This window comes from Tahibacter amnicola, assembly GCF_025398735.1.
Classification (GTDB): domain Bacteria; phylum Pseudomonadota; class Gammaproteobacteria; order Xanthomonadales; family Rhodanobacteraceae; genus Tahibacter; species Tahibacter amnicola.
In genome coordinates, this window is record NZ_CP104694.1 from 2,519,385 (window position 1) to 2,532,523 (window position 13,139).

A 13,139-nucleotide genomic window follows, 5' to 3' on the forward strand; every position below is an offset into this window, starting at 1 on the left:
CACCGGTGGCTTTCGTGCCGCGCACGAAAGCCACCGGCATTTCTCGCATCACGGGTTGGGGGGATAGCGTTCCCAATAGCCGGGTTTCGGTGCCGTCTGTTCCACCACGTCGATCCAGGTTCCCGACGGATCCTTCACCGCGAAACGACGCTGGCCCCAGTCCTCGTCGTGCAGGTCATAGGCCATCTCGACGCCACGGGCACGCAGCCGCTCGTACACGGCACCGGCGTCCGCTACCTGCAAAGTCAGGAATACGCCCTGGCCGCCGTACGTCTCGGGGCCTGGTGGACGCGACGGGTGGTCGGGGCGCATGAAGGCGATGCCATGGACGCCGTCCGGCGACTGCAGATAGACGAACCAGCTTGATTCAAACGCGACAGCGTAGCCCAGTACATCGCGCCAGTAGTCACGGCTCTGGGTGAATGCGGCGGTCACGATAACCGGATAGTGCGATTGCAGCTTCATGTCATGGCCCGGTTGTGTACGACTTGCCGTCGTGGACGACCCGGCCGGCGCCGGTGTCGATGCGGAAATGGACAGGCTATGCAGGCCCAGGAGCAACGCGCAGGCGAACTTCATCATCGCAAGGTCTCCGGCACTCAGCACAGGGGAACCGCGATCTGGGTGCGCAACTGGTGGGGTGGCACCGTGCGTACATCGTTGAGGTATTCCTCGACACACGGCCCGTCGCGGCCTTCCTCGCCGCTCTGGGGCAGCCAGCTGCAGAACAGCCAGTGATAGGCGCGATCAAGCTCCGCGTAGGGGCCGACGTGTTCGATCACCGCATAGCGTCCGCCGGCAATGACCTGCCAATGCACGCTGTCATCCAGCGGGGTTTCGCCCGGGCGCGTGACTGATTCGGTCATGAATGCCGCGGTCGAGCGCAGCTCGGCCTCCGGTTTGGCGCTCGGGTCATCCGGGTACATGCCGAACCAGCGGGTGGAATCGCGCAGCAATTGCCGCGCAGCGGCCCAGACCTGCAGATGCTCGAACACCTGGCCGATCTGGTGGTAGGCGCCGTGGTGCGTGCGTGCGATGACCGTGATTTCCGGCCTGTTTTCGATGCGAACTTCGTACATATCCATTGCCTCCGGTGGAGTGAACCTGGGCAGCAGTGACGGCGCCTGACCGCGCTGGCGATAGCGTGCCGGCGCCTGGCCGTACGCGTTCGCAAAGGCGCGGGTGAACGCCGCCTGGCTGCCGTAACCGGCACGCTGTGCAATCGTCTTGATCGGATCGGTGCTGCCCAGCAGGCTGATGGCGGCCTGATGCAGACGCAACCGTCGTTGCGTGTCCTTGACGGTTTCGCCGGTCATCGCGTGGTAGATCCGGTGAAAATGAAACGGCGAGAACAGTCCGATCGCCGCCAGTTGTTCGAGCGAGGGATCCTGCTCCGGGTGCCGCACCAGATGCTGCACGACACGCAGCACGCGGTCGGCGTAACTCAGGCGGGTGCGGGAGCGTTTCATCAGGGTTCCTCGTGCTCAACGACGGGGCAGGACGATTGCCGTGCCGGTGGCCATGATGCGGCGACGGCTTTTGATCCGGGTTGCTCAGTTGGACGGGCGGGACCGCTCAGCCCCGGCGAGGCGGTGGCGTGGGTGCTGTCCGGCGGCGGGGGGCGCAGGGGCGGCGCCGGCCTCCGCCGCCGTGCGGTTCACGCGTGCAGTTCCGGCTCGTGCCGCAGACGTATCTTGGCCTGCGATACGCGCAGGCGGATCTGGCTGAGCGCGGCACCGAGGTCCTGGCCGGTGTGCAGTGCGTTGGCCATGTCGCTGCAGGCGAGGATACCGGGGTGGAAGTCCGCGCTCTGGAACACATTGCGTAGCACGTGGAGGTGATCGAGTGCCGCCGCGGTCTCGCCGGCCTGCATGGCCTGGTCCATGCCCTGCAAGGCCGTGTCCATCTCTTCGATGAGCGCATTGAGGTAGGTGCGGACGGCCTCGGTGGAACCGAGCTGGCGCAGGACGTCCGTTGGCGACTGGCGCGGCTCGTCTGCTGCCGCTGGGAACGCCGGTGCCAACCGTTCGGATTCGCGCGACCGTTCCGCGTTCTGAAAAGCGATCTGGCGCAGTACGTCGAGCAGCCGCTGCGGCACGATCGGCTTGGGCAGGTACGCGGTCGCGCCGCGTCGCAGCGACGCGGCGATGGATTCGGGATCCGAATCGGCGCTGAGGACGACGACCGGCGGCGTCAACGGCCACACGCCGGGGCGACGCAGTTCCGCCAGGACGTCCATGCCGCTCATACCGGGCATGTGCAGGTCCAGGAAGACGGCGTCGTAGGTGGATTCACGCGTCAGCGCGAGACCGGCAGGACCCGTTGCGGCAAAGTCCGCGGTATGCCCGGCGCGGGTGAGCAGGCGCTGCAGAATGTCGCGATTGGGTCCGTTGTCTTCGATCACCAGGCAGCGCAACGAGGGTACCGCGGCACGGTGCTGATCCAGCGCGGCCAAGGTGTTGAGCGCGGACGGCAGAGCCTGACCCGGCGCGGCGCAGGCGAAGCTCACGCGCCACTGGAAGACCGTACCGCCACCGGGGTTGTCCGACACAGCCAGGGTGCCGCCGAGGCGGTCCGACACGCTGCGCACGATATGCAGGCCGAGGCCTACACCCCCATGGCGTCGCGCCGATCCGGCACTGACCTGGTGGAAAGGCAGGAAGATCTTCGCCTTGTCGCTGTCGGCGATGCCGATGCCGGTGTCGCTGACGCTGCACAGCAGGGAAAGACGCCCGTCGTTGCCGGGGGCGTGGTCGTCGCGTGCGACGTGGACGCGTACATGGCCGTTCGCGGGCGTGAACTTGATGGCATTGCTGACCAGGTTAGTCAGTACCTGTTCGACCCGCCCGGCATCGCCCATCACGACCTCGTCCAAGCCGTCATCGAGCTGGACTTCCAGTCGTATGGGCTTGTCGCGGGCCTGCTGTCCAACCACATTCTGCATGGCGTGCAGCACGCTGGAGAAGCGGAACGGTTCGTTGGCGATGTGCAGCTGTCCGCGGTCGATGGCCGCGACGTCCAGCACTTCGTTCACCCGGTGCAGCAGTACGGCGGCGTTGGCGGCGAGGGATTCGATCAACTCCCTGTCGCCGCTGGAAAGCCGTTCCGTCTCGATCAGCGCGGCGGCCGGAATGATGGCGTTGAGCGGCGTGCGCAGCTCGTGCGACATCGTGGCGATGAAGCGGCTCTGCGCATCGCGCGAGCGCACGGCTGCCTGCGACACCGCATGGAGCGCACCGAGCACGCGGTTGACCGTCATCGGCAGGCCGACCAGCAGCACTACGGCGAACACGGCGAAGGCCGGGCGGGTGATCCAGTAGCCCTCGGGTGCGGCGCCGCCGACGATCACGACCGACGCCGCCATGCTGGCCCAGAAGGCATAGCGGCTGAAACGCACGCAGATCACGATGCTGGCCAGCGGTAACAAGGGCACTGCCCACAGGTTCAGGTTCCACGACAGTTTCAGCAGCACGGCAATGCCGATGAAGTTGGCGACGCTGCCGGCGGCGTCCGGCCACAGGCCCGGCTTGATGCGTCCGCTGCGCACGGCGTAGAGCCAGATCAGCGAGATCACGAAGAACGCCACCGCGTAGGGGAGCACGCGTGCGCCTTCGATCGGAAGTACCTTGCCCAGCGCCATCCGGGCGAGATTCTCCGGTGAATTCGGATCACCGCCGCGTCCCCAGAAATACGCCCAGACGCAGGTGATGGCCATGATCAGCACGCGGCGCAGGGCGACGTGGTACTCGCGATAGCCGGCAACGACGCGATCGATGCGCTCGTTGCGCAGTCGCTCGGCGACAGCGACCAGGCTCAACGGTTTCTGGTCGGGTGGGTCAGCGTGATACATGGTCGGGTCCGATGGGCGTGGGCTGGCGGGCTGGAGCCGGGGCAACGCAAAGGCGGTGGTGCGCTACACCGTCATCGTGACGGTCTTGCTATCGCGTCCTATCCCCTCGCCGGGGGATTCCAGCCGAGCGCGTTATACACATGGAAACGCGCGATACCGAGGTATTCGTGCAGGGCGAAATCGGTGGCCATCAGGTTGTAGGCCAATGGGAGAACGCTGCCCGCGGCGTCCAGGTAGTCCGCCCGCACCGGAATGGTGCGGATGCCGAAGTGCTCAAAGTAGAGCATGCTGCGCGTGAGGTGAAGGCCGGAGGTGACCAGATATACCCGGTCCGGCTGCAGCGCGGCGAGTAACGGTTCGCAGTAGCGGGCGTTTTCCCAGGTGTTCTGACTGCGGGTTTCCGCGATGAGGTCGGTTTCGGGCACGCCCAGCTTTGCCAGCTGACGTACGTAAACGGCGCCCTCGCTGTCACCGTTGCCGTGCACGTCGCCGCCGCTGGCCACCACCTTGCACTCGCCGCCCGCCTGGCGACATCCGTGATAGAGCTCAGCGGCTTTGGTGACCCGGCTGTGTGCCAGCGGGCTGACCTCGGCGGCCATGCGGGCCGCGGGGCTGACGGTGCCTGCCCCGAGCAGCACGATGGCGCTGCGCACGCCAAACGACGCCGCCATCGGCTGGGCATAGGGGGCTTGCAGCGGCTGCAGCAGGAGCTGCGGCAGCGGGCCGCAGCCGGCGGCCAGGAACAGGCCGACGACGAGTGCCGCCATCGTGCCGCGAAGACGGTGTCGTCCCCAGCGATGGAACATCACGATCAAGCCGGTCAGCAGGATCAGGATCAGCAGCACGCCAGTCATCCCCGGAAGTCAACGTCGGCTGCCCCTCGCTGTGGCTGAAGCCGGGCTGGCAGCGGGCCTTCAAAGGGGGCAGGACCGGCAAGCATAGCCGCCGCGCCGGCCGGGCAGAAGCGCCACCGGTCATCGCGTATCCGGCGTGACACAGCCGCTGGCTCGGCCGCGTTGAATCCAGGGGCTGCCGATGCCGCGTATCTACCCGGTATTCGAACGTCGTCGCCGGACCTGCCGGCACCAGGGAGATCACCATGATCGTGTCGCGGGTCGTCGCCGGAATTGCCCTTGCGCTGGGCATGGCGGGAAGCACCCCGGACAGCGGTGCGCGTGCGCCGGATGAGAGGGTCACGGCGAAGCAGGTCTGCGACGTGCTCCATCGGCTACCTGCGCAGCACCGGCAGGCCTGCTGCGGGGTACCGGAATCCGATCTTTCCGGTGTCTGCGAGGTGGCGCTGGACGCGGCGCTACGGCGTGGCGCCGTTCATCTGAAGGCCGATCGCCTTGCCCGCTGCAGGGCCGCCAGCGAATCGGCGATGGTCGGATGCGATCGCATCGGACCACTGCTGCCCGCGCTGCCGGACGCGTGCAATGGCCTGCTCGCAGGCACACGCAAGATCGGCAGTACCTGCGCCTCTTCGGTGGAATGTCGCGAGGGCCTGTATTGCCAGGGTGTTGGCGACGATGGCAAGGGCGTCTGCGCGTCGCCGGCGCCGGTGAATGCGCGCTGCGAATCGCCGTCGGATTCGCTACAGGTGTTCACACGTACTGTCGGGGACCCGCGCCACCCGACCTGCGATGGCATTTGCGTCAAAGGGCAATGCCTGGCGCAGGCGCCGAAGGACGCGGCTTGTTCGAGCGCCGTGCGATGCGCCGCGGGCCTGCAGTGCACGGATGGCCGCTGCACCGAAGCGCCACTGGCGGCACTCGGGCAATTCTGCTCGCCGACGGCGGGCTGCGCAGGTGAGGCGACCTGCCAGGCGGGACGCTGCGCCTTGCCCAAGGCCGGCGGCGAGGCATGCATGTCGCCATTCGAGTGCCGTTCGCTCGCGTGTGCCCGGACCGGCGAGGCGGGACCGGGCCAGTGCGTCGACGCGTGCAAGGTGGCGGCCTCGCGACCTTTCGCGCTGCCGGTCAAGCCGCCCGGTGACGAGGGCTAGCGTGTCGCGGCGCCACTAGCGGCCTGTAGCCGAAGTAGCGGGTGACTGGCGAAGGGCTGGTCGTGCTGGGCGCCGCTCCGGCGTGAGGGATGTAGCAGCGCTACAGCCCGAATGAGAAGCAAGTCCAGCGCGGCCGGGACGAGTCAGTCACTTCCGATTCGAGTGCTGCAGGCCACTAGGCCTGGCCCAGGCTCCACAGGCGTTGCGTGAACCAGGCCAGACCCGCCAGCACCACGGCACCATTGAGCGCGGGAAGCGCAATGCGCCGGTAGTTGCGGGCCCGCGCGGCCAGCCACAGCAGCGGCAGGACCAGCATCACCACCGCCAGCTGTCCCGCCTCGACACCGAGATTGAAGGTCAGCAGTGCGAAGGGAATGTGTGCCTGCGGCAGCGTGATTTCCTGCAATGCGCCGGCGAAACCGAAACCGTGGATCAGGCCGAAAGCGAAGGTCAGGCGCCAGCGTCCCGGCCGGTCGCCGACGCGCCAGTTCTCGATGCCGACATAGACGATCGACAGGGCGATCACCGGCTCCACCCAGCGCGGGCCTGGCGCAACCACACCGGTCACGGCCAGTGCCAGGGTGATCGAATGCGCCACGGTGAATGCCGTGATCATGAGAAGCAGCCCGCGCATCCGGGTTCCGGCGAGGAGCAGTCCCATTACGAAGACGAGATGGTCGTAGCCGGTGAGAATGTGCTCAAGGCCGAGGAGGAACCATTCGGCGGAGGAGGGCTTGGGTGCAACGCCGCTCTGCACGGTCCATCGGGATTGCGCGCGATGCAGCACGACGGGCGCCGACGGCGTATCCGCGACGGCCGTCGCGAGGTGGCGGTGCCCATCGCCCAGGGAACTGAACAGATCAAAGTGAATGGAAAAAGTGGAACTGTTTCCATTGCAGCGATGGCGCAGTCGCAGCCAGAGGCCGTCCTGGTCGGACAATCCCGTCTCTTCAAGTGAGCCCGGGCACGTGGAATCATCCGCGCGCACAGGGATTCCTTCTACAAACGTCGCAGCCAGCGTTGCGTGACCGGCTGCGAGTTCCTCATGGGACACGGAACCATCGCGATCGGTATCGATTGTCGGTATCGCCAGGGCGATTTCGCGCCGCGCAAACGTGAGTTCGGTCGCCAGCGTTCCTGGCGTCGCCGTGTACGCGCCGCGTGACAGCCCCACCGAATGGGCGGCGGACACGGATATGGTCGCGATGCTGGCGATGACAACCACTACTGCCGCGATCAGATGCGATGACCGGCGTTTCATCGGGCCACCATCGCTGAGTCGGTAGCGGAGAGAAGCGCGCGCGCCTCATCCGCTTCCCGGGGTGAGAAGTGGGGATTGAGTGCCAGCGCCTTGCGGACCATCGCGCGGCCGTTGTCCCGCTCACCCGCGGCGATGGCGATTGCGCCGGCATGGAACAATAGCCGTGCATCGGGTGTGCCCAGGCGGAGCGCGCGTTGGCTGGCGGCGGTGGCTTCGGCGATATGCCCGCTGCGATAGAGCGCCCAGGCATAGGCATCGTCGACGTAGATGCCGCCACGAACCGTGCGTTCCTGTTCGATCAGTTGCAGCGCTTCCCCGCTGCTTTCGTTTCGCTCAAGCAGGAAGAGGGCAAGCCCCATCGGATCGTCGCGTCCACCCTGCTGTCGGGCCCTGGATGACCAGGTCTGCGCGAGGTCGGGCTGATGGAGACGCCGGTACGACTCGCCCAGGAGGGCGGCGGCGTCGAGCGTCGGATGCGCGGCATAGGCCAGTTCCAGGTCCTGGATCGCCTCGGCGACGTTGCCGCGGGCCAGCGCGATCCGTGCGCGGCCGATGCGCGATGCCGGCTGTTCCGCATGCCATTTCAGGGCTTCGCTGTACAAGGCGTGGGCGCCGTCGTAGTCGCCCTCGTGCCAGTACAGTGTCGCCGCATCCGCCAGTGCCCAGGCCCAGGGTTCCGGGTCCGCCGGGTTGCGGTTGTGCAGGGCATCGCGCAGCAGCGCCTTTGCGCCATCGCGATCACCGTGCAGCCAGCGCAGGTGGGCACCACGCACTTCGGCGGCCATGCCCGGCTGTGCCGTCATCTGGCGCTGCGCGGCGGAAAGTGCCTGTTCGTAGTCGCCCAGTTCCAGCAGTGCATCGCTGAGGATACCCAGCACCAACGGATCTTCCGTGCCCGCAGCGAGGATGTCCCGCGCCAGGGTTGCGGCTTCCTCGAAGCGATGGGCATTCATCGCCGCCAGTGCGCGCAGCGCGAGCGCGGGAGCGAACGCGGCGGTGCGATGCAGCGCTTCGGTCGCGCACGCCTCGGCGTTGAGATAGAAGCCGGGGTCCGTGGTGTAGCGTGCCTTGCGCACCCACTGTTCGCCGATGGAAACCCAGGTGGCCGCGGCCTGGGGTGTGTGCCGCGCGAGCCGTTGTGCGCGGCGCAGCGGAGTGTCTGTGCGCGGCGTGCCGTCCGCCGGAGCCATGCACAGTGCCTGCGATTCGCGCGTTGTTTCGGTTGCGCTCGTGTCGGTTATTTCCGGGGGTTGGCAGCCGCCGAGAAATACCGGAAGCAGCGTTGCTGCAAACAGGAGTCGATTCATGGGACCACCGGCAAAAGAGCGGCGGCCCCGAAACGAGGCCGCCAAGATCACGCGTTGTTCAGCGCGGTGTCGTCGCGTGGATGTCGTTAGTGCCACCGTGTCCGCCATTCAGGCCGTCGTGCGGCAGCGGCACGAAGGGAAACTCGGTGAGATAGTCCTTGTCGTTGAAGTTCACGCCGTCGCCGGCGCCGGCTGCGGGGTTGCCGGCCACCACCAGGCTGATGATCACGTCGCTGACGTCGACGTGTTCCTTGTTCGGTGCCGATCCGCTATCGAGCCGGCGGCCGTTGGGAAACTTCGAGTCGATCGCAGCATCCAGCGTGATCACATCACCCGTGCTGCCGTCGACGATCGGAATCGGCCGGCCGAGGTTGATTGCATTGATGATGTCCACGCGCGGGCCCTTGAGGCCGGCCGCATTGGGATCTATGCCCAGCGCTGCGTAGATGCCCAGTAGTTCCGCATCGCGAACCAGTACCGGGAACAGGATGTCGCCGCCGAAATTGCTGACGTCCTTCATCGGCGAGGATCGCAAATATTTCGTCTGTCGCGCCGTGCCCACCAGCCCGGCATTGAACAACGGCAATGCGTTGCGACCCACCTGGCGCCAGCGGCCGGTGTAGCGATAGCCTGTCACCACGTTATCCGGATCGACGATCTGCTGTTCGCGCCGGCTGATGTTGAACCACACGCGCAGCAGGCTATCCGTCGTCTGGGGCCGCAGCTCGCCGTTGTGCGGAATACCGCCGGGGAAGATTTCCTCGGTGGGGATCTCCAGGGCCACGGTAAACACGTTGAAGCCGGTGAAGACGTCTTCGCAGTCGCCGTCGCGCGCGCCGGCGATACCGAACAGGCCGTCACGGCAGAGGTTTACAAGATCAAAAATACCTTTTTCGTCGAGATAGTAGGGGTCGTCACGCTGCCCGGAGAAGGCGCGACCACCGTTGGAAAGGGTGTGGATGAAGTTCGCTGCAACGAATGCGTCGTCGTAAAGGTTCTGCTTGCGGCTGGTGTTGTCGCCGGACTCATACCCCTTGAACGGCCCCAGTCCATTGACCAGGCGGTCGGTCTGCGGACCGTGGTTGTTCGGCGCCACCGGCAGGTTGCTGCCGATCACGGTCGCGTGGCCATGGCGATCCAGGCGCGTCACGGTGTAGGTTTCCGCACCGCCGGTGATCTGCCACAGCAACTCGTTGCCACCCAGCGGCGGGTCGGTCGCACTGGGGGCACCGTCGGTGGGTTCGGTGTTGTTGAACGTGATGCGATACACGAACTGGTCGTTGAGGTATCGGCCTTTGCCGATGTGAAACTCATAGCGGTACCCGTTGCAGGCGCGTAGTCCCTGGTTGCCCTGGCCGGGTTCGTGCAATGGATTGAAATTGGCGATCAGGTAGAGCTTCTTGTGGTCTCCCGGGGACACCCAGGCATAGGTATCGGTGTTGTCCGCGCACGGTTCATTGAGAACGGCCAGCGCCTCCCGGTGACTGGAAGCCTGCGCGGCCGGTACGGCCAGGAAGAACCCGGCGGATGCGGCCAGCGCGATGGCGGTCTTGCGTATGTCCATCTCTCTCTCCTCGCGAGCTGTGTTGGGCGCTCGTACCGATACTTACGAAGGCATTCACGGGTTGGATGCAGCTGCGATGGCGTGAAACAGGTGGAAGGTGGTATTTGTGGATCTGCCGGGCGCGGCGGCCGCGTGCCGCGGGTCTTTAAACCCGCCGGAGTGAATCTGCATCCGACAGTGCTCACGTAGGGGGACAAAGCATGATGGGTTTTGGCAGGCGTTTGACGGGGTTTGTGGGGGCGTTCGGCGTGAGTTTCCTGGCCTTCCCGGCCTGGGCGGCGCTCACGCCCGGCATTTACGAGGGATTGCTCGACACCGGGCACGGCGGCCCGCAAGGACTGTTCCGCCTGGTCGTCAGCCAGAAGGCGGGGGCCTGGGAAGGTGTCCTCGCCGCCGTGGCAAAGCCCGATGCGCCGCCGCCGATGACGATTCCCTTGGTGGTCGACGGCAGGCTGCTGAGTCTCTCACTGCCGTCAAAAGCAGGCGCGCTGACCTGCAAGGCGCGAATTGCCAAGGACGCATTGGCGCCGGTCGAGACGACGCCGGCCTGCCGCCTGTCGATGGTGACCGTGGCGCCGCAAAGCCGCGCTTCGGGCCTGTCGGGTGCGTGGCGCGCGGCCGACGGCCGGATTTTCGCCGTCGCCACCCTGGCCGACTGGGATAATCCGCTGTGGGTCGACTACAACAGTGGCCGCTGGAATCACCTGTTCGACCGGGGTGACGAATTGCAAGGCGGCTCGGGCTTCGTGGATCCCCGGTCGCCGTACCTGTCGCTCAAACCTGGCCGTGACGGCTCATGGACGCTCAAATCCGAGGGGCGTCGTCGCGTCGCCCTGCAGCGTGTCACTTTCCGGGAGGAACCGATCGCCTGGACGAACGCTGGTATCGAGCTGCGCGGCACGCTGATCCTGCCTGAAGGCGAGGGCCCGTTTCCGGCAGTCGTGCTGACGCAGATGAGTGCGCCCGCGGCCCGCGACGGCTATCGGCTCAATGCCTACTTCTTCGCCCACCATGGCATTGCCAGCCTGATCTACGATCGCCGCGGCCTGGGTGAATCCGGTGGCAAGGAAGCCTCGGCGGGCATGCGCGACCTGGCGGACGATGCCGTTGCCGGGGCGCATGCGCTGCAAGCGCGCGCGGACATCCGCAGGAACCGCGTCGGTGTGTGGGGGCACAGCCAGGGCGGATGGATTGCACCCATCGCCGCCGCGCGCAGCAAGGACATCGCGTTTGTCATCGCCCAGTCCGCGCCGGCGGTCACCGCGGCAGAGCAGGAAATTTTCCGCGTCGAGAACGTGGCGCGCTCCGCCGGGCTCTCCGACGCCGATATCGCCGAGGCGGTCGACTACGAAAAGCGTCTGATGGAGTGGGTCCGGTCCGGCCAGGGGCGCGCGGAAATCCTCGCCCTTTCCAGGCACAGTGTCGACAAACCGTGGGCCTCCTTTGTCGAGCTGCGTGACGACCTGCCCGAGAAGCCCAGTGAACGCGCTCAGACGTTCTGGTACTTCGACCCGGTGCCGGATTTCCGCACGATCTCGGTGCCGGTGCTTGGCCTTTTCGGGGAGAAGGACAGCTTCGTTCCCGTGGCCAGGAGCGTGCCGATCTTCCGCGAAGCCCTCGCTGCCGGCGGCGCGCCGCAGGAAATCCATGTGTTCCCGAGCACGGCGCATGGCTTGTGGACGGGCCCGGACGACTCCCTGTCCGGCCTGCTGCGGTCACGGGGATTTCATCCGGACTACTGGAGCACGATGGGACGGTGGCTGAAGGCTACTGCGGCCACGAAATAGCGGCCGGCTTCGCCAGAGGGGTATGACGGGTGCCACCGGCACTAGCACCGCTAGCGAAGTGACGGGCCATTTGTCGGAATCCGATGGGCAAGTCTTGCCGTCACGAAACTTCCGGCGCTCATCAGCAAACGTGATTTCCGTACATTGCGGATATTTCTAGGATGCGGCGCGGCCATTGAAGGGCCGCTCCTGTCTGTGCGCCCGGCGTGCTATGCACCGGGTAGCGCAGCGCGCATCCACCTCCACGTCGGAAGTCACACCGTCATGAAACGGACGTTTTCTTCATTGTTGCTTGCCAGTCTTTCCGTGATTCCCCTCTCCGCTGCGGTCGCCGGGGCGACCGATGCCGGTCGCGCCGGACCGGGCGGCGCCCAGATTCGCTTCAACCCCAGTACGATCGTCGCTGGCCAGTACACGGTGCTGAGCTGGTCGTCGCCGCAGGCCGTGTATTGCGAAGTCCTGGGCATTCCGGATCTGGTGACCGGATCGCCCATGGGTTCGGAGGGCATGCGACCGACCCGTAACCTCACCGCGGAGCTCATCTGCGAAGGTGCGCCGGCAGGCGCAAACTACGCCCGGGCCGATCTCACGGTACTGCCGCCCGACACTAAGCCGGTCGTGCGCGCATCCTTCTCGCCCTCGTCCATCTACGCCGGGCAGTCGTCGAGCCTGGTGTGGAGCTCGGACTACGCCCTGAGCTGCAGCGCCAGCGGCAGCATCGCGGCGGCGGTCGGCGCCACCTCGGGCAGCACGACCGTTTCGCCGACCAGCAGCGGTTCGGTGACGGTGACCTGTTCCAACGACGCTGGCCAGACCTCTGCCACCGCCCATCTCACGGTCTCGCTCACGCCGCCGCCGCAGGTGTGGCTGTCGGTGTACCCGACAGTGCTGCAGCGTCCCGGCTGGGTTGATCTGCTGTGGAGCTCGGCGAATGCCACGCACTGCAGCTACGGTGGTCCGTCCGGCAGCTATCGCCAGTACTTCCTGTTCTCCGGCGCGGATGTCTTCCAGTGTTTCGGGCCGGGCGGCACGACCACCCGCTGGTACAGCGTCACGGTTCTGGGATTCACCGCAAAGGCGGGCAAGGCCGATACGTTTGACCTTGGGCGTTTGGGTATTGAAGCCGGTTCCAACGGCGTCTCGGCGAAAAGGGCGGACTTCAACAATGACGGTATCGATGACGTCCTGGTCGTCAACGCGCTCGATCACACGGCGCAGGTATTTGTCGGCACGAAGAAGGGCACCTTCCGTCTGGCCAAGACCGTCGAAGGCGTGCCGAGCCTGGAGTCGGTGAGCGAAGTGTTCTTCCCGGCAGACGGCGACGACAGCGGCATCCGTATTCAGTCTCAACAGTAACTGCCGGCA

The 13,139-nt window shown here is 66.2% G+C and carries 10 protein-coding genes; 3 read left to right on the forward strand and 7 right to left on the reverse strand.

What is annotated here, in order from left to right; genetic code table 11:
• Positions 1–48: 48 nt before the first annotated feature.
• From N4264_RS10725 to N4264_RS10740, 4 genes are all read right to left on the reverse strand, one after another.
• The gene (locus N4264_RS10725) at positions 49–582 is read right to left on the reverse strand and encodes a VOC family protein (RefSeq protein WP_261697025.1); all 534 of its coding nucleotides are present in this window, start codon (positions 580–582) and stop codon (positions 49–51) included.
• 17 nt (positions 583–599) lie between these two features.
• A complete protein-coding gene (locus N4264_RS10730) occupies positions 600–1,469 on the reverse strand; it encodes an AraC family transcriptional regulator (protein ID WP_261697026.1) in 870 nt (289 codons plus the stop codon).
• A gap of 188 nt (positions 1,470–1,657) precedes the next feature.
• Positions 1,658–3,850, reverse strand: coding sequence for a hybrid sensor histidine kinase/response regulator (locus N4264_RS10735; protein ID WP_261697027.1), 2,193 nt, complete (start codon positions 3,848–3,850; stop codon positions 1,658–1,660).
• Between the two features lie 98 nt (positions 3,851–3,948).
• A complete protein-coding gene (locus tag N4264_RS10740) occupies positions 3,949–4,695 on the reverse strand; it encodes a YdcF family protein (protein WP_425508322.1) in 747 nt (248 codons plus the stop codon).
• Between the two features lie 254 nt (positions 4,696–4,949).
• Here N4264_RS10740 and N4264_RS10745 point away from each other — a divergent pair, with 254 nt between their 5' ends.
• Positions 4,950–5,855: a hypothetical protein gene (locus tag N4264_RS10745; protein ID WP_261697029.1), complete on the forward strand. Its 906-nt coding sequence runs from the start codon at positions 4,950–4,952 to the stop codon at positions 5,853–5,855.
• Between the two features lie 175 nt (positions 5,856–6,030).
• Here N4264_RS10745 and N4264_RS10750 read toward each other — a convergent pair whose 3' ends face one another.
• From N4264_RS10750 to N4264_RS10760, 3 genes are read right to left on the reverse strand one after another with little or no spacing between them, the layout of a single operon-like run.
• Entirely contained in the window at positions 6,031–7,116 is a 1,086-nt protein-coding gene (locus tag N4264_RS10750; protein WP_261697030.1) for a HupE/UreJ family protein, read from the reverse strand.
• A complete protein-coding gene (locus N4264_RS10755) occupies positions 7,113–8,423 on the reverse strand; it encodes a tetratricopeptide repeat protein (RefSeq protein WP_261697031.1) in 1,311 nt (436 codons plus the stop codon). The genes N4264_RS10750 and N4264_RS10755 overlap by 4 nt, the downstream gene beginning before the upstream one ends.
• Before the next feature lie 58 nt (positions 8,424–8,481).
• Complete coding sequence (locus N4264_RS10760; RefSeq protein WP_261697032.1) at positions 8,482–9,987, reverse strand: DUF4331 family protein; 1,506 nt, start codon at positions 9,985–9,987, stop codon at positions 8,482–8,484.
• A 248-nt stretch (positions 9,988–10,235) separates the two neighbouring features.
• Here N4264_RS10760 and N4264_RS10765 point away from each other — a divergent pair, with 248 nt between their 5' ends.
• Both N4264_RS10765 and N4264_RS10770 read left to right on the forward strand, forming a co-directional pair.
• Positions 10,236–11,774: an alpha/beta hydrolase family protein gene (locus N4264_RS10765; protein WP_261697033.1), complete on the forward strand. Its 1,539-nt coding sequence runs from the start codon at positions 10,236–10,238 to the stop codon at positions 11,772–11,774.
• Positions 11,775–12,038: 264 nt separating this feature from the next.
• Positions 12,039–13,130 carry an FG-GAP repeat domain-containing protein gene (locus N4264_RS10770; RefSeq protein ID WP_261697034.1) on the forward strand — a complete coding sequence of 364 codons (1,092 nt, stop codon included), beginning with the start codon at positions 12,039–12,041 and terminating at the stop codon, positions 13,128–13,130.
• Positions 13,131–13,139: the final 9 nt, after the last annotated feature.

Coding starts and splice junctions, on each gene's coding strand:
- N4264_RS10725 (WP_261697025.1), bottom strand. CDS start 582: ATGATGAAGTTCGCCTGCGCGTTGCTCCTGGGCCTGCATAGCCTGTCC.
- N4264_RS10730 (WP_261697026.1), bottom strand. CDS start 1,469: ATGAAACGCTCCCGCACCCGCCTGAGTTACGCCGACCGCGTGCTGCGT.
- N4264_RS10735 (WP_261697027.1), bottom strand. CDS start 3,850: ATGTATCACGCTGACCCACCCGACCAGAAACCGTTGAGCCTGGTCGCT.
- N4264_RS10745 (WP_261697029.1), top strand. CDS start 4,950: ATGATCGTGTCGCGGGTCGTCGCCGGAATTGCCCTTGCGCTGGGCATG.
- N4264_RS10750 (WP_261697030.1), bottom strand. CDS start 7,116: ATGAAACGCCGGTCATCGCATCTGATCGCGGCAGTAGTGGTTGTCATC.
- N4264_RS10755 (WP_261697031.1), bottom strand. CDS start 8,423: ATGAATCGACTCCTGTTTGCAGCAACGCTGCTTCCGGTATTTCTCGGC.
- N4264_RS10760 (WP_261697032.1), bottom strand. CDS start 9,987: ATGGACATACGCAAGACCGCCATCGCGCTGGCCGCATCCGCCGGGTTC.
- N4264_RS10770 (WP_261697034.1), top strand. CDS start 12,039: ATGAAACGGACGTTTTCTTCATTGTTGCTTGCCAGTCTTTCCGTGATT.